The 19,782-nt window shown below is 47.3% G+C and carries 15 protein-coding genes; 8 read left to right on the top strand and 7 right to left on the bottom strand.

The window, feature by feature from the left end; all coding sequences use genetic code 11:
- Positions 1-15: 15 nt before the first annotated feature.
- Positions 16-2,727, bottom strand: coding sequence for a TonB-dependent receptor plug domain-containing protein (locus AC5SV9_RS00880; protein ID WP_475150224.1), 2,712 nt, complete (start codon positions 2,725-2,727; stop codon positions 16-18).
- 221 nt (positions 2,728-2,948) lie between these two features.
- Between AC5SV9_RS00880 and AC5SV9_RS00875 the strand changes: the two genes are divergently transcribed.
- On the top strand, positions 2,949-3,506 hold the full coding sequence (locus tag AC5SV9_RS00875; RefSeq protein WP_475150226.1) for a GNAT family N-acetyltransferase: 558 nt from the start codon (positions 2,949-2,951) through the stop codon (positions 3,504-3,506).
- A 21-nt stretch (positions 3,507-3,527) separates the two neighbouring features.
- Positions 3,528-4,874, top strand: a complete 1,347-nt coding sequence (locus tag AC5SV9_RS00870) for an NAD(P)/FAD-dependent oxidoreductase (RefSeq protein ID WP_475150229.1) — start codon at positions 3,528-3,530, stop codon at positions 4,872-4,874.
- A gap of 38 nt (positions 4,875-4,912) precedes the next feature.
- Here the strand turns inward: AC5SV9_RS00870 and AC5SV9_RS00865 are convergent, their stop codons facing one another.
- Positions 4,913-7,252, bottom strand: coding sequence for a TonB-dependent receptor (locus AC5SV9_RS00865; RefSeq protein ID WP_475150231.1), 2,340 nt, complete (start codon positions 7,250-7,252; stop codon positions 4,913-4,915).
- 176 nt (positions 7,253-7,428) lie between these two features.
- On the opposite strand from AC5SV9_RS00865, the gene AC5SV9_RS00860 reads away from it, so the two are divergent.
- The 5 genes from AC5SV9_RS00860 (at position 7,429) to AC5SV9_RS00840 (ending at position 10,954) form a co-directional block, all read left to right on the top strand.
- Positions 7,429-8,070: a LysE family translocator gene (locus AC5SV9_RS00860; protein ID WP_475150233.1), complete on the top strand. Its 642-nt coding sequence runs from the start codon at positions 7,429-7,431 to the stop codon at positions 8,068-8,070.
- Positions 8,071-8,114: 44 nt separating this feature from the next.
- Positions 8,115-8,642, top strand: a complete 528-nt coding sequence (locus tag AC5SV9_RS00855) for a YaeQ family protein (protein WP_475150235.1) — start codon at positions 8,115-8,117, stop codon at positions 8,640-8,642.
- Positions 8,643-8,735: 93 nt separating this feature from the next.
- Positions 8,736-9,650, top strand: a complete 915-nt coding sequence (gene trhO, locus AC5SV9_RS00850) for an oxygen-dependent tRNA uridine(34) hydroxylase TrhO (RefSeq protein ID WP_475150238.1) — start codon at positions 8,736-8,738, stop codon at positions 9,648-9,650.
- Between the two features lie 170 nt (positions 9,651-9,820).
- The gene (locus AC5SV9_RS00845; protein WP_475150240.1) at positions 9,821-10,369 is read left to right on the top strand and encodes a cytochrome b; all 549 of its coding nucleotides are present in this window, start codon (positions 9,821-9,823) and stop codon (positions 10,367-10,369) included.
- 12 nt (positions 10,370-10,381) lie between these two features.
- Positions 10,382-10,954 carry a YceI family protein gene (locus tag AC5SV9_RS00840; protein ID WP_495473526.1) on the top strand — a complete coding sequence of 191 codons (573 nt, stop codon included), beginning with the start codon at positions 10,382-10,384 and terminating at the stop codon, positions 10,952-10,954.
- A 24-nt stretch (positions 10,955-10,978) separates the two neighbouring features.
- On the opposite strand, the gene AC5SV9_RS00835 is transcribed toward AC5SV9_RS00840, so the two are convergent.
- The 5 genes from AC5SV9_RS00835 to ubiG form a co-directional block, all read right to left on the bottom strand.
- Entirely contained in the window at positions 10,979-12,022 is a 1,044-nt protein-coding gene (locus AC5SV9_RS00835; protein WP_475150244.1) for a tetratricopeptide repeat protein, read from the bottom strand.
- A gap of 70 nt (positions 12,023-12,092) precedes the next feature.
- Positions 12,093-12,347 carry a class I ribonucleotide reductase maintenance protein YfaE gene (yfaE, locus tag AC5SV9_RS00830; RefSeq protein ID WP_226765462.1) on the bottom strand — a complete coding sequence of 85 codons (255 nt, stop codon included), beginning with the start codon at positions 12,345-12,347 and terminating at the stop codon, positions 12,093-12,095.
- 8 nt (positions 12,348-12,355) lie between these two features.
- Positions 12,356-13,486 carry a class Ia ribonucleoside-diphosphate reductase subunit beta gene (gene nrdB, locus AC5SV9_RS00825; protein ID WP_230819578.1) on the bottom strand — a complete coding sequence of 377 codons (1,131 nt, stop codon included), beginning with the start codon at positions 13,484-13,486 and terminating at the stop codon, positions 12,356-12,358.
- 70 nt (positions 13,487-13,556) lie between these two features.
- The gene (gene nrdA, locus AC5SV9_RS00820; RefSeq protein ID WP_475150247.1) at positions 13,557-15,842 is read right to left on the bottom strand and encodes a class 1a ribonucleoside-diphosphate reductase subunit alpha; all 2,286 of its coding nucleotides are present in this window, start codon (positions 15,840-15,842) and stop codon (positions 13,557-13,559) included.
- Positions 15,843-16,182: 340 nt separating this feature from the next.
- The gene (ubiG, locus tag AC5SV9_RS00815) at positions 16,183-16,908 is read right to left on the bottom strand and encodes a bifunctional 2-polyprenyl-6-hydroxyphenol methylase/3-demethylubiquinol 3-O-methyltransferase UbiG (protein WP_475150249.1); all 726 of its coding nucleotides are present in this window, start codon (positions 16,906-16,908) and stop codon (positions 16,183-16,185) included.
- Positions 16,909-17,097: 189 nt separating this feature from the next.
- Between ubiG and gyrA the strand changes: the two genes are divergently transcribed.
- Entirely contained in the window at positions 17,098-19,716 is a 2,619-nt protein-coding gene (gyrA, locus tag AC5SV9_RS00810) for a DNA topoisomerase (ATP-hydrolyzing) subunit A (protein WP_475150251.1), read from the top strand.
- Positions 19,717-19,782 lie beyond the last annotated feature (66 nt).

The following is a 19,782-nucleotide window of genomic DNA, read 5'->3' as shown; positions in this document are numbered from 1 at the left end:
ATGGTTGATTAACTATCAGAACTTGTAAGTTCCTTTTAAGTACCAGTAGCCACCATTGATGCCCATAGGTGAGGTTTCATAGTACTTACCACCCCAATTATTATTTGGCACGCCGGATTGTTGAGCAAAGTCTAAACGTTCTGGTTTGGTGTCGAAAATATTCTGCGCACCAGCCGCGATAATAAAGCTATCGTTTATGTAATAACTAACTTCTAAATCGAAGGTTATCTTAGCCGCAGCATTTTTCTCGGTACCCGGTTCATCAGGTGTGCCTACCCAATCAACGTGAACACCCTGATATTCACCATAATAGTTGCTGCGCACAAACATTGACCAATCGTTCCAGCTTTGATTCCAGGTCAGGGTAGCGCGATGGTTTGGTAGATCATTTTCCAAACGTGATACTTTATCAGCCCCGGTTATAGCAGGTTGTCCTTCCGGTGGCATTGTTACACGATCTACATTTGTATCAGTCCAGTTGTATGCAAAGTTAAAGCTACTACGGCCACCAAATAAATCGGTTGAGTAGCTGGCAACAAAGTCGATACCTTGTGTCGTTGTGTCAAAGTCATTGGTAAAAAAGCTGACTTGTTGGAACGAGTCAACGTTACGCACACCTGCCGCTTTTAAGGCGTCTTTGTTAGCTTCAGTTAAGGTAATTTTACTCGACTGTGTGATCCGATCATCAACATTAATATTGTAGTAATCCAACGTCATAAAGAAGTCACCGCCAGAATACACTAAACCGGCTGCAAAGCTGACAGACTCTTCAGGCGTCAATTCCTTACCGCCAAGCTCTATGGCAATGGGGTTCGTAGGCGGTAACAAAGCTGAGTCTACCAACTTGCCATCAGCCAGGCTGGTTTGCACATTACTAACATTTGCCTGGCCAACCGTTGGCGCCCTGAACCCTGTGCTGTGAGATGCACGTATAGCCCAGTCATCATTCAGGCGCCACTGGCCTGTAAGTTTATAATTTATCGTGTCGCCAAAAGAATCATAGTCTTCATAACGCACTGCTAAGCCGGCTAAAAAGCTCTCGGTAATCTCTGCTTCCAAATCGGTATAAACTGCGTAGTTACGCCGGCTGTTTACACCACCATCTTCAGGTTTAAAGCCTGGAAAACCGTTTGAGCCTATACCAAAACCCTGACTGGTAAGCGGGCCGTCAATAAACGATGCCACGTCACCAGCTACCACTTCAAAGGTTTCTTCTGTCCATTGTGCGCCAAATGCAACCGTCAGATCTTCATAAAATCCGGCACCGACATATTTGACAAAATCGGCCGTAAAGATTTTTTCAAGTTGAATGTATTTACCAGGTGTAAATTCGGTTGGTGTATCAGGGCCCAGAGACGCATTGATAGTATTGGTCATTGCGTAGGTTGACTCATTGCGACCTACTGAACCGGTAAAGTCATACAAGATGTCAGCCAACCAGCCGTCTTTAAATTCGCCTTTAGTACCAATGGCCAGTGCTGTGTCGGTAACATTACCGCCGAAAGTTGGTGTAAAACCACCTGGGAACATAGAGAAAAACGTAAAGCAGTTAGATGGTAAAGCACTAACAGCCGCATTTACCGTATCAAATGGTAAATTGTTGCCAGCTTCATCTTGGAGAGTTATCAACGGACAATCTGTTTGACTCCCTTCTAAGTTGCCAACTAAAAGCGTAGCTGGTGCGTTATCCCAGGCTTCAGCGCCGTTCGGATCCAGATCTTGATTTGGCCTTTTTATGATATTGCCATTTACATCTCTATATGTACCGGCAAAGACACCCCCTCGATTGTATGGGTTACGCCAATAAAAACCACCGGTAATATCACGCTCGGAATAGTTACCAAACATATAAGCTTCGCGGCCGTCGCCCAAATCTAAACCTGAGTTGACGAAAAATGTTATGTCGTCTTTTATCTTAGGCGAACCCCAGATTTGAGCGAGTGGCGCAATGGCTGGGTTACCAGCATCAGCAAAAGCCTGAGCATCTGCAACCTGCACACTGCGGCTTGTAGGGTCAGCATTTTTATATTGAAAACTGGCATTAACAAAGCCATCTTTTGTTAACGGCAAACCAATATTGCCTGCAAACTCAGTTCCCGTTCCGTCTCCAGCATAGTATTCACCATGTTTTACTTCAAACGAACCGCCACTATCTGAATTCTTTAACTGAAAGTTAACGACGCCAGCAATGGCATCAGAGCCATACTGTGCCGCAGCGCCATCACGCAGAATTTCAACCTGACGAATAGCAATACCCGGTATCACAGAGACATCAGGACCTTGGGCGCCATCGTTTATACCACCGCCAAGAAAAGCAATGACCGATGCTTTATGGCGGCGTTTACCATTTGTTAGAATCAAGGTGCTGTCTGAAGACAAGCCTCTTAAGTTCATTGGACGAACTAAGGTAGCTGCGTCGCTGATTGGATTTGCGTGAACATTGAGAGATGGCACTGATGTTGAGATCATGTTTAGCATGTCACTACTGCCATTTTTACTTATTTCATCTCCGCCGATAATGTCAATAGGAACAGGAGAATCACTAATAGACCGTGGCGCAGAGCGAGTACCTACAACTGCTATTTTTTCAACGCTTTGCTCTTTCTTCGCACTGGCTGAACTTTCTTCCTGTGCCACCGCGACTGAACTGATGCCTAAAGACAGTGAAGCCGCCAGACTAAACTTTACCGCACGCGCAACCGGATGATATTTACTTTGTTTTTTCATAGCTCTGTTCCTGGATTATTATTTTATCTACCCAACGCTTATGTTTTTGTTTTTGCGTCCTATTAACCATATTGGATAACTGTTTAGTTGTCTATCGTATATTTTTGTTATTTCGTCTCTCTAATGGGGAAATTGCTAACGATTGCATTACTGAAAGGGGATTGCACAAGGTAGCGCAACTGTTTTATAACGGCTGCAATCAAAATCACGGACAACCGACTGTGTTAATTACAGAACTTACCCCAGAATATTTTGCCGCCGTCGTTACCCTTGCCAATCTGATCCATGGCGACAATTACCTTGATGTAGTTAGCCTGCAGTCAATGCAAAGCTCAGGGATAAAAGACGGCATCAACGCCAGTTTTGTCGCGCTTGACAGCGCTGGCGACGTTACCGGATACCGGCTAAGCTTTGCCGCCGGGCAGTGGCACAGTGACAGTTGGTGCAGTGAGGCGCTGTGGCCAGTGCCGTTAGATCGTATGGCGTACTTTAAATCAGTAGGTGTTGCATTAGCTGCAAGGGGGCAGGGCGTGGCGTCGGCGCTGTTACGCCAGTCTGTACAGGCACTGAAGCAGCAAGGGGCTCTGGCAGGGCTGGCGCATATCTGGCGGGAAAGCCCGGGCAATGCCGCTCAGCGTTACTTCAGCCATGCTGGTGCAACACTGCTCAAAGTACACCCGGAAAAATGGCGGCATTTGTCTGAATCTGCCGGTTATGATTGCCCTGTTTGTGGTGCTTTGTGCCGCTGCAGTGCTGCAGAAATGGTTTTGATGTTTTAATCGCAGCTCTTTGGGGGCGCTATGTTGTATGATCCTTTGGTAAATCAGCAAATTGGCTGTAATGCGCCTTACCCGTCATCTTATTGGGCAAGTCAGGCAGCACCCGGCACTGCAACCTTGCCACTTCGGCATGACATGCATACCGACGTCGCAGTCATAGGCGCCGGTTACACCGGGCTAAGCTGTGCTTTTCAGCTGGCTAAGCGGTTTGCACGTGAAGTGGTTGTGCTTGATGCTCATCAAACTGGCTGGGGCTGCAGCGGACGAAATGCGGGTTTTGTGCTGCGCGGCACAGGCCGGCTGGGAATGGCACAGCTGAGCCGGAAGTTTGGCATCGATTGTGCCCGGATGTTTTTTCAGGAGTACGGTGACGCCATCACGCTGGTAGAGGATATGATTGCCCAAGGTAATATTGCCTGTCAGGCGCAACCTGGCGGTTACCTTAAAGTTGCACATAACGCTTCGCTGGCAAAAGATCTTCCGCTGCAGGCCGAATTTCTGCAGAAACAATTTGACTACAAGGTTGAACATTTATCTGCAGAGGCGCTTCGTGCTGAGTATATGTATAATGCTCAGGCTCATGGGGCAATCCGGTTTTCAGATTGTTTTGGCGTGAACCCGCTGGCACTGGTGCAAGGCTACAGCCGGCTTGCTGTGGAGCAAGGCGTAAAACTATATACTGGCTCCCCGGTATTGCACTGGCAACGGACAGCCGAAGGTTTTATTTTACAGACCCCTGAAGCCACAGTGCATTGTAAGCAGTTGATCATGGCGACCAATGCTTATACTGCGAAAGGCTTTTATCCAACCCTTAATAAAGCCTGTTTACCAGTACTTAGCAGTGTCATCGTGACAAAGGCACTGACAGAGCAGCAAATGATACAAACCGGCCTGAATCACACCCAACTGGTGATGGACACCAGGGCACTGAAGTATTATTACCGCAAGCTGCCAGACAACAGGATTTTGTTTGGTGGGCGTAGTGCAGTGCATGGCAAAGATGCCGCTGACCCCAAATATCCGCAGCGTTTATTGCAGGCACTTAAAACCTGTTTTCCGCCGCTGCAGGATCTGTCATACGATTATCACTGGAGCGGTTGGGTTGCCGTGTCATTTGACGATTTACCCCGTGTGGTGCAGGACGGCAAAAATCTTTTTTACGCAGCAGGCTATTGCGGCAGTGGTGTATCATTTAGCACCCAGGCCGGGTGCCGGCTGGCTGAACTGGCTGAACTGGCTATGGGGCTGCCATTGCCAGCACTGCCAATCTATCAGACGCCGCTACACAACTTTCCACTGCCTGCCTTCAGGCGCCTTGGCCAGCAGGCTTATTACCAGTGGGGCCGATTCAAAGACAGTTATCTGTAAATCCCGGCTGCAACAATCACAACCGGGATCCTGCTTGCTCAGAATGTTGCTCTTAGCCCCAACGTAATAGCACGACCGGGTAAAGGTGCATCTTGCTTAATAAAAGAGCTGTGCACAAACGCCAGTTCATCAGTTAGGTTAGTTGCACGTAAAAATGCTGTCATATCAAGCTGTGATATGCTGAAATCATAATTGATATTGGCGTCCAGCAAAGTGTAAGCGGCGGTAGCGCTCTCGTATTGGGCAACCTTATCCTGTTTGGCGTAACGCGTTACACCAAGGTCAGCGCTCCAGCTGATGCCGCTATACTGATACCCCAAGCCAGTTTTATAAGGTGGAATGCGAGGTAAGTAGCCGTCGTTATCCAGTTTTGCCCGCACTGCATCGAAAAACACCAACAATGCGTTTGAATTATTCAACTGATAACGTGCTTCGAACTCCAAGCCATATAAGGTGGCATCCTGCTTCTGATACTGATATAGCGGGAAATCATCGTGCAGATGCCCGTCATCGTCACCGTGATCAGCAGATAAGTCAGCCATCGTAAGACCGGTATCAGCTAAATACAGATAATCATTAATTTTGTTGTAGAAGAAATTGTAGGTAAAGGTCAGATCACCTTTGAAACTGCGAAAGGTGATATCGATATTGTTTGCTGCTTCCTTTTTGGCTTCGCGCTCTGTCAGCGAAATGTCGCCGTTCAGCAGCTGGTAGCCAAGGCCCAGTTCATAGCTACTGGTCGCCATATGCGCGCCATTGGCATAAAGCTCAGCGGCACTTGGTGCCCGCTCTGAGTGGCTGATGGCAAAAGCCCAGGAAAAGCCAGGGATAAACTCCCACACTATCCCGGCAGATGCGCTGACAGCGGTAAAACTGTCTTTTACGGTACCTGAGATGGCAGTGTCCGATAAAGGTTGAGCGTCATGTTTGACGTGTTCAATGCGTCCGCCCAGCTGAGCACTTATATTGCCAATCTGTTTTTCTTCCAACACAAACAACGCTTGTGACAGACTATCAGAAGCAGGGGTGAACGCTTCTTCACCAAAAGCCTGGTAGTCACTGTGCTGTAGGTGATATCCGACTAAACCGTGCCAGCCGGCGAGCTCTTCATGCTCTATTGTCAGACGGCTTTCCAGCGCTTTATTTTTAAAGGTGGTGCCGGGTACATCGTGCTCAATTTCCTGATGCTGATAATCAGTGTAAGCTGCTGTCAGCGCTAAGGTCTCAACGCCTTTAACAGGGTGATACCATTCACCGGCCAGCGTAAAGCGGTTTTGTTTTAACCTGGCAAATACGCTTTTTGGATCCGCGTCTTCATGCTCTTCGCCGCCTTCGTGCTCATCATGATGATGCCCGGGAATGCCGTAATCAGACTCTAACCTGCCAATACTGAACCCCAGTAAACCGCGTTCACCTATATAACTTAAGCCGCCATTTAGGGCTTTACTTTGCACCCAGGAGTTTTCCAGGGTCGTCAGTGTCTCAGCGTCGTCATTAACAAACTCTGGCACCTCATAATCGGTCGCATCGCGATTAAAGCCATCCAGGTGCCAGGCAATGTTAGAGCGGCTGCCTTCATGATTTAACGCAACGGTTTTTTCTTCAGATACATCGCTATAGCGGCTTTCCAGTTTCGTCTCGCTTTCGGCACGTAGCTGGCGGGGAATACGGTTATCAACCACGTTCACCACACCGCCTATAGCACCACTACCATATAACAGTGTTGCCGGGCCGCGCAGCACTTCAATTTGTTGCGCGGTAATGGCATCTGCAGTAATGGCATGATCCGGGCCAACCCGTGACACATCAGCAGTATCCAAACCGTTGTTCAGCACTTTAACTCTGGGGCCATCCAGACCACGGATCACCGGACTGGAAGCCACGGGGCCATAGTAATTCGCGTGCACACCCGGTTCGTACTTCAATGTTTCACCGATAGTTGGCTCTGTGCGTTTGCTAAGCTCTTCGGCACTTAATACTGACACCGGGGTCGCCATTTCCAGGTTACTCTGATGAATACCGGACGCTGTCACGGTGACACGCTCGATTGCACCGGGCGACAGCTGAATATTCAGTGGCTGCTGTGCGCTGACAGTTGTCACGAAGCTGTCGGTGTAGCCTTTAGCAATAATATGCAGTTCGGCATTAGGCGGAGCCTGAATACTAAAACGCCCCTGATCATCAGCATATACATATTGCTGACGGCCATGAACATGGATGCGGGCATTTTTCAATGGCTGACCTTGCAGGTCAGTTACCACGCCTGAATAACGCTCAGCATACTGCTGGGCAGATAAAGGCGAAGTTAGAAAAATAGCAGCTGCCAACGCGCTGTACCGGGCAAGTGGTTGACGAAGAAAAGGGTTAGAGCGGCGCATGGTATTCCCTGTGTAGTGCTATGGTCGGTGATGTTATAACATTTTACAGTTTTAAGGCGTAGCGGCAAGTTGTGATGCGAATAGCGGGCAAAAGTTACTAGCAGAATGACTAAATGCTGGCGTAATAAGCTGTTATATCATTAGAATGCTGCTTTTTGTTATATGAGCATCACCCTATGTCGTTTTGGCCGGAATTTTTACTTATTGCTGCGGTACATCTGATGGCTGTTGCCAGTCCCGGGCCTGATTTTGCCATAGTGCTGCGCTATGCAGTCCGTTTCGGCCGCAAGCAGGCGGTTTATGCCAGTATCGGTATAGGCCTGGCGATACTGTTGCACGTCACCTGGTCGTTAGTCGGTATTGCCGTGCTTATTAAAACCACGCCATGGTTATTCAAAACACTGAGTCTGGCAGCAGCGGCATATTTGTTCTACATCGGTGTGCAGGCGCTAAGAAGTAAGGCACCGGCAGAGGCGGAACACCTCAGTGAGCAAAAGGCAGCCGATGCCGTTCCGTCTGCCGGCAAGTCGTTCATTGCCGGCTTTATTACCAACGGTTTAAATCCAAAAGCGACATTATTTTTTCTGTCGTTGTTTGCGGTCATTATTTCACCTGATACACCACTTAGTTACAAAGTTATTTACGGCCTTTACATGTCTGTTGCGACAGCAGCCTGGTTCTGTATGTTGTCTGTGGTTCTAACTCACACAAAAGTAAGAGGTTTTTTGCTACTTAAAGGTTATTGGTTTGACCGTGTAATGGGGGTGTTACTATTGGCATTAGCTATGCATCTGGTCGTCAGTAGTTTTAGCAGCTAAACTTTGCCGCTGTCAGGCAAAGTTCGACCTGATGGGGAATATCCATGCAAATGGCCAGTAAAGTGGTAACAGTGGATCTCAGTTACAGTTGTGATGCCAGTCATATGTATCAACAACAACGCCACTATATTTCGCCGTGGCTTGGCGAAACTGCCGGGCATTTTGCCAAGCGTTTATTAACTTACCTGAGTTTGTACGAACAACAGCCTCATTTTGCCAAAGATGGATCTGGCGGAAAATCACCTGATATTTATATCGAAGATCCACAGCATCATTTGCAGTTGTGGTGCCAACTGGAATTATTGCCGGAAAAACGTCTGCTACGGGCCTCTCATCTGGCCGATGAATTACTGTTAGTACTGGATGAAGCTGAAACCGATAAGGTTCGCCATAACGTTGTTGCGAATCAGCGTATTTTTACACTAAGTGCTGAGCAACTTGCGGCGTTCAGCCTGATGCTGAAAAGTCATATGAAACTCAGTGTCTGGCGAGAGGATCCTCAGCTCTGTATTACTGACGGTGAGCACCTGGTGCAACTCAATCTGACATCGCTGCTGGAAAGGCCCCATTAATCCTATGGTCTTGCTATCAATAGCATGGAAGGTATAATACGCGCGTTTTTTAATTGCTCCGGATTTACGATCCGGCCCTGCAAGAGGTTATGTATGTTCGTTGTTGCTGCTTTATATAAGTTTGTGCGTTTAGCTGATTATGTCACCTTACGTGACACCCTGTACGATACGATGGTCGCGAATAAAGTTAAAGGCACTTTATTACTGGCGGAAGAGGGGATTAACGGCACTATTTGCGGCTCGCGCGAGGGGGTCGATGCGGTAAAAGCCTGGCTGGATGCCGATGGTCGTTTTACCGGCATGAGCTATAAAGAATCGTTGTCAGATGAGCTGGCGTTTTACCGCACCAAGGTGAAGCTGAAAAAAGAAATTGTTACCATGGGTGTTGAAGGTATCGATCCTGCCAATATTGTTGGTACCTATGTTAAAGGTGAAGAGTGGAACACACTTATCTCTGATCCTGATACGGTATTAATCGATACCCGTAACGATTATGAAGTGGCCATCGGTACCTTTAAGAATGCGGTAAACCCAAATACCACGACATTTCGTGAATTTCCGCAGTGGGCGGCTGATAATCTCGACAAGCGCAAGCATAAAAAAGTAGCAATGTTCTGCACAGGCGGTATTCGCTGCGAAAAATCCACCGCTTATTTAAAAGAGCAGGGCTTTGATGAGGTTTATCATCTTGACGGTGGCATTTTAAAGTATCTTGAAGACATGCCCGAAGAAAAAAGCTTGTGGCAAGGTGAGTGTTTCGTATTTGATCAACGGGTAGCTGTGAAACATGGCCTTGAACAAGGCAGTTATGATCAGTGCTACGCTTGTCGTATGCCGTTATCCAAAGAAGAAATGCTGTCTGACAACTATGTTAAGGGCCTAAGCTGCCCGCATTGCTTTGAAAATACTACAGCCGAGCAAAAAGCCTCCTTTGCAGAGCGCCAGCGTCAGGTCGAGTTGGCTAAGCAACGCGGTGAAAAGCATATCCGTGATGGTAAGTTTGAATAAGCTTTTACGCTCCCTATAATAAAAAGCCAGCTTTAAGCTGGCTTTTTATTTGGCTGCCCCTCTGCCTCAGAGGTTTAAGCGTTCGATAAATTAGAATGAAATATCGCTAATAATGTAATTTTATAAAGGTTTTATTGGTTTATTATCGAGGCGTTATCAAGGAGCTCTGCATGTTCAAAAACAGTCTTACTCACTATGGTTTGGTCAGTGTGTTACTACACTGGTTAATTGCGCTGGCCGTATTTGGTTTGTTTGCGCTGGGCTTTTGGATGGTAGATTTAAGCTATTACAGCGAGTGGTACAAAACTGCACCATACTGGCATAAGAGCATAGGTATATTACTGGCGTTAGCGATGATTTTCCGTTTGTGCTGGCGTTTTATCAGTCCGCCGCCCAAAGCGCTCGCGACACATAAACGCTGGGAAAAGCAATTATCGGCAGTAATGCAGTTGTGTTTGTATCTTGGGATTACTGTACTGGTGATCAGTGGCTATCTGATATCCACTGAAGATGGCAGAGCCATAGCAGTATTCACTTGGTTTGAGGTGCCATCGCTTGGAGCGTTGTTTGAGAATCAAGCTGATATTGCCGGGTTGGTACACGAATACGTGGCCTACAGTTTGATTTTGTTAGCCTCACTGCATGGTCTGGCAGCAGTAAAGCACCATTTTATTGACAAAGATCACACCCTTAAACGTATGTTTGGAAAAAAACCTTAACTTCAGGAGATTATGATGAAAAAGCTATTGTTAGCAGCATCGCTGGCTGGTTTGATGGCCGGGCCAGTACAGGCAGCAGATTACACCATTGATACGCAAGGTGCGCATGCGTTCGTTCAGTTCAAAATAAGCCATCTGGGATACAGCTGGTTATATGGCCGTTTTAACACCTTTTCCGGTGACTTCAGCTATGACGCAGACAAGCTAAAGGACGCTAAAATTCAGCTGACAATTGACACCAGCAGCGTTGACTCTAACCATGCAGAACGCGATAAACACATACGCAGTGGTGATTTCCTGAACGTCAGCAAGCATCCTAAGGCAACGTTTGTTAGTACGCGTATTGAGCCTAAATCAGGCGACAAGTTCGATCTTTATGGTAACCTGACGCTTAACGGTGTGACCAAAGAGGTCGTCATTGCAGCAGAGAAACTGGGTGAGGGTAAAGATCCTTGGGGCGGATACCGTGCAGGTTTTGCCGGTACCACCACACTGACATTGAAAGACTTCGCTATTAATACTGATTTAGGTCCGGCATCTGCGACAGTGCAGCTGGATTTGAGCGTTGAAGGTATTCGTAAATAAACAAGTGCGGCAAAGCAGGAGAGCTTAGTTTTCCTGCTTTGTGTTTGCTGCGGCGGTACCATCCGCCGCGTGTTGTGGCAGTTCGTGCTGGATCTCTGCAGCTTGTTTGGCTTTTAACGCACTTAACAGACTAACCAGAATTAAGTTAAACTCTTCATCTTCTACCTGTACGTGGGTCAAATTGCTTACCAGCAACGTTGCCTCATAAGTATCACCGGTACGATACATCAGTTGTGCCAATCTCAATGTGGCCCAGGGCAGAGTTTTATTTTCGGTATCATGATAAAACTGTAAATACTGCTGCAGTGCCTTTATACCGGCATTTGCGTCCTGGTCGGCGATAACAGCCAGCCTGCCAATATGATAAAGCGCGTTATATTTATCTGTTAAATCAGTAGCATATTCAGCCGCTTGTTTATAGCTGTGAAAAGCTGTATCAAATTCGGCCAGTTCGTTTTCAATCTGCGCTTTGCGTGCCAGCAGTCTGGCATTAGGTGGATCCGGCATCATACTATTGAGTAATGCCAGAGCTTCTGTAGGTTTGTTGTCGTTAAGTAATACCCGGGTTTGTGCCAGCAGTGCCTGCGCCGGGCTTTCTTTTGCCAGTTGTTCTGTCATTTGCAGAGCAAGCGCCTTATCACCGCCAGCGGCAGCGGGCGCAATGCTATAAAAGTCAATCAAAGCCTGACGGGCTGCATAATGGTCGGGTTTGAGACTGACCGCTTTTTGTAGCAGGGCGACGCCCCGTGCTGCGCGATCTTTAGCGGAGAACACATTACCATCGCTGGCAAGACGAATTTTGCTTAAGCCGCCAAGATAAGCCAACTCGCTATTTTGCGGAAATGCTTCAACGGCATAATTTAATAACGTATTGGCGTCTTCCAGTCTTTTTTGTGCAATTAATGCTCTGGCATAAATCACCAGCAAATCGGCATTCTGCTTATAGTTGTCTTGTTGCACCAGCTGATGTTCCAGTTCTGTATACTGGGCTTTGGCCAATAATTGCTCATAGTGCGGCACATCTACAGTTGCCAGACCAGAAGCAATAAGTAACAGCAAGGCTTTCATCAGTGATCTCCTTAAAGATCGGGGTTATTGGCGCGTAGTCTGCGGCATTTGCCGGTAAATTACCACGATGTCAGGGGATTTCAATATCGATATCTGTCAGCGGAATGCTACAGCAAGGTAAAAACTCACCTTTACGGACGAATGCCAGCGGTTCGTTCAGGTAGCGCACTTCTCCCTGAAGCAACTTACAGCGACAAGCCCCACAGTATCCTTCACGGCAATGAAAATTGACATCGAGTTTTTGTTGCTCCAGCGCGTCAAGCAGCGTACGGCGGCTACCGTCAAAATCAATAACAGCACCGCCGCTTATTTTAACGCTGGGCATCACTACAATTACAGGTCGAAGTCGCCAAAATCAGCACCATCAACTTCATTGTCTATCTGACCAACCAGATATGAGCTAATTTCTGCTTCCTGCGGCGCCACTTGTACGTTATCTGACACCAGCCAGGTGTTGATCCACGGAATAGGATTTTGAGTGGTAGGGAAGATGGCTTTTAACCCAATTGCCTGCATCCGGCTATTGGTAATGTATTCAACGTACTGGCACAGAATATCTTTATTCAGACCGATCATTGAACCATCTTTAAACAGAAACTCAGCCCAGTCTTTTTCCTGCTCAGCAGCTTTGCGAAAGATTGCGTAAGCTTCTTCTTCACATTCTTTGGCAATTTGTGCCATCTGTGGGTCGTCATCACCGGCCGCCATAATGTTCAGCATGTGCTGGGTGCCGGTTAAATGCAGGGCTTCATCGCGGGCAATCAGGCGGATAATTTTAGCATTACCTTCCATTAACTCGCGCTCAGCAAAGGCGAAACTGCAGGCAAAGCTGACATAAAAACGGATAGCTTCAAGTACATTCACCGACATCACACACAGATACAGCCGGCGCTTAAGCTCATACAAGCTAATGGTATGCGTTTCACCGTTAATGGTATGAGTACCTTCACCGCAGCGCTGATACAGGTTTATGCCATCAATCAACGCGTCGTAGTAACGGGTAACATCTTCTGCGCGCTGCAGAATTTTTTCATTCAGCATGATATCGTCAAACACCTTGTGCGGTTCGGCACTGATATTACGCACGATATGAGTATAACTGCGGCTGTGAATGGTTTCGCTAAACGCCCAGGTTTCTATCCAGGTTTCCAGCTCAGGCAGAGAAACAATAGGTAAAAACGCCACATTAGGTGAACGGCCCTGAACTGAATCAAGCAGAGTCTGGTATTTCAGGTTGCTGATAAAAATGTGCTTTTCGTGCTCTGGCAGGTTTTGGTAGTCAATGCGATCTTTACTGACATCTACTTCTTCCGGACGCCAGAAAAAACTCAGCTGCTTTTCAATCAGTTTCTCAAAAATACCGTATTTTTGCTGATCGTAACGGGAGACATTAACCGGGTTACCGAAGAACATCGGTTCTTTCATCTGATCATTAATTTGTCGGTTGAAGGTTGTGTACGCCATTGCCACTTATCTTCCTAACAGAGGTTCAATACAAAGTACGGGCTACCTAAGTAGCCCGTTTACTCAATGCTTAAATTTTACAGGCACCGCCTGCGCAGCCATCATCTTCGGGCTCAGCTTTGATGTCTTCCTGGACATCCGCTGCACCGTCACGGGTATTGTGGTAGTACATGGTTTTCACACCCAGCTTATACGCCGACAACAGATCCTGTAACAACAGCTTCATAGGTACCTTACCACCTTCAAACTTATTCGGGTCGTAGTTGGTATTGGCCGAAATTGTCTGATCTATAAACTTCTGCATAATCGCAACCAGTGTCAGATAACCGGTATTATTCGGAATATCCCACAGCAATTCATAGTTATTTTTCAGTCGCTCATACTCTGGGACAACCTGTTTTAGGATGCCGTCTTTACTGGCCTTAACACTGATATGGCCCCGAGGAGGTTCTATACCATTGGTCGCATTGGAAATTTGCGACGAGGTTTCTGAAGGCATCAGGGCTGACAATGTCGAGTTACGCAGACCATGGGTCTGAATATCCTTACGCAGTTGCTCCCAGTCCAGCTGAAGTGCTTCTGTACAGACTTTATCCAGATCCTTTTTATAGGTATCGATCGGTAAAATACCTTCAGCGTAGGTCGTCTCGTTAAATTTCGGGCAAGCACCAAATTCCTGTGCCAGTTTGTTTGAGGCTTTTAACAGGTAATACTGTATTGCTTCAAAAGTACGGTGAGTCAGGCCATTAGCTGAACCGTCAGAATATTTAACGCCATTTTTCGCCAGATAGTAGGCATAGTTAATGACACCCACGCCTAAGGTACGGCGGTTAATAGACGCATGGAAAGCCGCCGGAATAGGGTAGTCCTGATAATCCAGCAGGCTATCCAGTGAACGTACGGCCAGCTCAGCTAATTCTTCCAGCTCCGATAAATTTTCAATTGCACCCAGGTTAAAAGCCGACAGGGTGCAAAGTGCAATTTCACCATCCGGGTCATTCACATCGTTCATTGGCTTGGTTGGCAGCGCGATTTCCAGGCACAGGTTGCTCTGGCGAACCGGAGCAAATTTAGGATTAAACGGGCTGTGGGTATTACAGTGGTCTACGTTCTGCAGATAGATACGGCCGGTACTGGCACGCTCCTGCATAAACAACGTAAACAGTTCCAGCGCTTTTAAGCGTTTTTTACGGATACTGCTGTCGTTTTCGTACTGCACATATAGCTGCTCAAACTTTTCCTGATCTTCAAAAAACGCATCGTATAAGCCGGGTACATCAGATGGGCTAAACAGCGTAATATAATCATCTTTAATTAAGCGGGTGTACATGAGGCGGTTAAACTGCACACCGTAATCCAAATGACGAACACGGTTCTCTTCAACACCACGGTTATTTTTCAGTACCAGCAGTGATTCCACTTCAAGGTGCCACAGCGGATAAAACAGTGTTGCAGCGCCGCCGCGCACACCACCTTGCGAGCAGCTTTTTACGGCAGTCTGAAAGTGCTTGTAAAACGGAATACAACCGGTGTGGAATGCCTCTCCGTTACGGATCGGGCTGCCAAGCGCACGAATGCGACCGGCGTTGATGCCAATACCAGCACGCTGGCTAACGTATTTTACGATGGCACTTGAGGTAGCGTTGATTGAATCAAGGCTATCACCACACTCAATCAGCACGCAAGAGCTGAACTGACGGGTAGGTGTGCGTACACCTGACATAATCGGTGTTGGCAGTGACAGTTTGAATAATGAGCAAGCGTCATAGAAACGACGTACGTAATCCAGACGGGTTGCCTTGGGGTAATTAGCAAACAAACAGGCCGCAACCAGAATATATAAGAACTGTGCGCTTTCATAAATAGCACCGGTTACCCGGTTCTGCACCAGATACTTACCTTCAAGTTGCTTCACCGCGGCGTAGCTGAAGTTCAGATCACGACTATGGTCAATAAAGCTGTTCATCTGCTCCAGCTCTTCACGGCTGTAATCGGCAAGAATATGCTGGTCATAACGGCGTGCTTCAACCATTTTTACTACATGGTCATATAAATGCGGCGGCTCGAATTGGCCATAGGCTTTTTTGCGTAAATGGAATACGGCTAAACGGGCCGCCAGATACTGATAGTCGGGGCTGTCTTTTGAAATCAGATCTGCGGCAGCCTTAATAATGGTTTCATGAATATCTTCGGATTTAATACCATCATAAAACTGGATATGAGACTTGAGCTCTACCTGAGACACCGACACATTAGATAAACCTTCTGCCGCCCAGGTAATTACGCGGTGAATTTTATCCAGATCTAAAGGTTCACGGCGACCATCACGTTTAGTGACGAATAGAGATTGAGTCATTGCTGCAGATTTCCATTTCGGTTGTTATTAATGGTTATAGTCAGCCATGTAGCGCACGGCCATTATATCAGCAGCTATTGTTGCTTAATTACACAACATATAGATGCTTTTAAGAAAGTAATCACAAGATAGTGTGGATCAGATCTTTTTGCAAGGCTTGACGAAAAGGAAAAAATGTCGTCTGAATTAGCGGTAAGTGGCTGCTAACCGCGCCGCTAGTGTGCTGAGAAAAGCCTGCCTTACGCAAGCTTTTTTTCTGATTAAATTTATTTGTTCTATCAAACTTTTTTTTATAGCGAGTAGCTATTTGAACGCAGATAAAATCACCAGCCCCGGAGTTTCAGGCTGGTTTACGTGCAACAACGATATAATTGACATCCAGCCCCGGGCCTGTCTTAAAGCTGTTACTGACCGGGTTAAAATGCAAACCCGTGGCGTCAGTGATTTCAAGCCCTGCCTGTTCCAGATAACGCATAAGCGTGGACGGACGGATGAATTTACTAAACTCATGCGTGCCTTTAGGCACCAACTTCATAACATGCTCTGCACCCACAATAGCTAACAGGTAAGCTTTCCAGGTTTTATTCAGCGTAGAGAAGAATAGGGTGGCGCCTGGCTTCGCCAAATCCGCACAAGCCTGAATCACTGACATGGGTTCAGGCACATGCTCCAGCATCTCCATACAGGTAACGACGTCGAATTGCTCACCGTGTTCTGCCGCATATTGCTCGGCAGTGGCCTGTTGATAGTTAAGCGTCACGCCGGCTTCCAGTGCATGCAGTCTGGCGACATTCAGCGAGTCTTGCGCCATATCAAGACCGGTCACATTGGCCCCGCTGCGTGCCATGCTTTCAGCCAAAATACCACCGCCACAACCTATGTCGATAACTGTTTTACCAAACAGGCCCTGCAACTCATCACTGATATAACTCAGGCGTACCGGGTTTAGTAAATGCAAGGGCTTAAATTCACCGTCCGGATCCCACCAGCGTGAGGCGATATCGTTAAATTTAGCAATTTCATCTGGATCGACGTTAACTCGGGGCTGTTTTGCATCTGCAGTCATATGTTCTTGCTCTTAGGTTTTTGCGCATTATAAAGCCTTGATCTGTTACGGCAATGCCGCTGATAGATTTGCACTGCATTTCATGCATGGCAAGCGGGATTTTCTGTGTTAGAATCCTGCGTTGTCTCGCGCTTTATAACATCGACAAAAGCGAGTTATCTATCTGATTTTAAGGGAAATTAGCGTTTTATGACAGATCTGGCCAGAGAAATAGTTCCTATTAATATCGAAGACGAATTAAAGAATTCGTACCTCGATTATGCCATGAGCGTTATTGTTGGCCGCGCCTTACCGGATGTAAGGGATGGTTTAAAGCCAGTACATCGTCGCGTATTGTTCGCTATGAAGGAACTGGGCAATGACTGGAACAAAGCCTATAAAAAGTCTGCCCGTGTGGTAGGTGACGTTATCGGTAAATATCACCCGCACGGCGACAGTGCTGTGTACGACACTATTGTACGTATGGCGCAACCGTTTTCACTGCGTTACATGCTGGTTGATGGCCAGGGCAACTTCGGTTCTATTGATGGTGATTCTGCTGCAGCGATGCGTTATACCGAAGTACGTATGGCACGCATTGCGCACGAGTTGCTGGCCGACCTTGATAAAGAAACTGTCGACTATGTACCTAACTACGACGGTACTGAACAAATTCCGGCGGTTATGCCCACCAAGGTACCTAATCTGCTGGTAAACGGTTCAAGCGGTATTGCAGTCGGTATGGCGACCAATATTCCACCGCATAACTTAACGGAAGTGATTGACGGCTGTTTAGCGTTGATTGCGAACCCTGATATTGAACTGCATGAATTGATGCAATTTATCCCGGGTCCGGATTTCCCCACGGCAGCTATTATCAACGGCCGTAAAGGTATTGAAGAAGCCTACCGTACCGGCCGGGGTAAGGTCTATATCCGTGCTAAAACCGAGATTGAGACTGACGAGAAAACCGGCCGCGAAGCCATTATCGTTAATGAGATCCCGTATCAGGTTAACAAAGCGCGTCTGATTGAAAAGATTGCCGAACTGGTTAAAGAAAAACGCATTGAAGGTATCTCGGCGCTACGTGATGAGTCTGATAAAGACGGTATGCGAATTGTTATCGAGCTCAAGCGCGGTGAATCCAGTGATGTAATGCTTAACCAGCTGTATGCCAACACCCAAATGCAAACCGTGTTTGGTATTAATATGGTAGCGCTGGATCAGGGCCAACCTAAGCTGTTAAGCCTGAAAGAAATGTTGCAGTGCTTTGTACTGCACCGCCGTGAAGTGGTAACCCGCCGCACTGTCTACGATTTACGTAAAGCACGTGACCGTGCCCATATCCTGGAAGGTTTGGCCATTGCGCTGGCCAATATCGACGAAATTATCGAACTGATTAAAACCTCGCCCAGCCCTGCAGAAGCGAAACTGCGTTTAGTCGAGCGCGGCTGGCAGTTAGGTGATGTAAGCGCCATGCTGGAACGGGCAGGACAAGACGCGGCCCGTCCAGAGTGGCTGGAAGCGCATTTTGGTATTCGTGACGGTAAATACTTCTTAACTGAGCAACAGGCACAGGCCATTCTGGATTTACGCTTGCATAAGCTGACCGGACTTGAGCACGAGAAGATCCTTGATGAATACAAGCAGTTATTAGAACTGATAGCTGAATTGCTGCATATTCTGGCAAGCCCAGAGCGCTTAATGGAAGTGATCTGTGAAGAGCTGCAGGCGGTAAAAGAGCAATATGGCGACGCACGTCGCACTGATATCCAGGACAATATGCTGGATATCAATATGGAAGACTTGATCACCGAAGAAGATGTAGTGGTTACGCTGTCTCACTTAGGTTATGCCAAGTACCAGCCGTTATCAGATTACGAAGCCCAGCGTCGTGGTGGTAAGGGTAAAGCCGCTACCACAGTAAAAGATGAAGATTTTGTCGATAAACTGCTGGTAGCCAGCACACACGACACTATTCTTTGTTTCTCTAACCGCGGCCGTCTGTATTGGATGAAAGTATATCAGTTGCCACTGGCCAGCCGCACGGCGCGTGGTAAGCCAATCGTGAACTTACTGCCGCTGGAAGAAGGTGAGCGCATTAATGCTATTCTGCCGGTACGTGAATACGAAGAAAACAAATACGTCTTCATGGCAACGGCTAATGGTACCGTGAAGAAAACCGCACTGACTGAATACTCGCGCCCGCGCTCTAACGGTATTATTGCGGTTAACCTGAACGACGGAGACCGCTTAATCGGCGTCGGCATTACCGATGGTAGCAGTGAAATAATGCTGTTCTCAGATGACGGCAAAGTAGTACGGTTTGCTGAAGATCAGGTGCGTAGCATGGGTCGTACCGCAACGGGCGTACGCGGTATTAAATTGCGCGAAGGTGGCTCAGTGGTTTCATTGATCATTCCAAATGGCAATGGCCCGGTACTGACAGTCACCGAAAACGGTTACGGTAAACGCACGGCACTGCAGGAATACCCGGCGAAGAGCCGTGCTACTCAGGGCGTTGTGTCGATTAAAGTATCAGAGCGTAATGGCCTGGTTGTAGGTGCCGTACAGGTAAATGAGCTGGATGAAATCATGATGATTTCAAACAAAGGCACTCTGGTTCGTACCCGTGTCAACGAAGTATCTGAAGTTGGCCGTAATACCCAGGGCGTTATTCTGATCCGCACCGCAGACAACGAAAAAGTAGTTGGCGTGGAAAAAATTGACGAAATCCAGGATGCTGAAGAGTTAGCAGCGGCAGAAGCAGAGAAAGCCGCAAGCACTGTACTGACCGATACGCAGTTAGCGCAGGATGAAGAAGAGTAACACCCAGATAAAACGGGCGCTTTTGCGCTCGTTTTGCTTTTAAGAGCAGATAAAAGACCGGTCAAG

This window comes from Rheinheimera sp. ATLC3 (assembly GCF_059429535.1).
The sequence above is the reverse complement of the archived record's forward strand: the minus strand, read 5'-3'. Positions and strand labels throughout refer to the sequence as shown.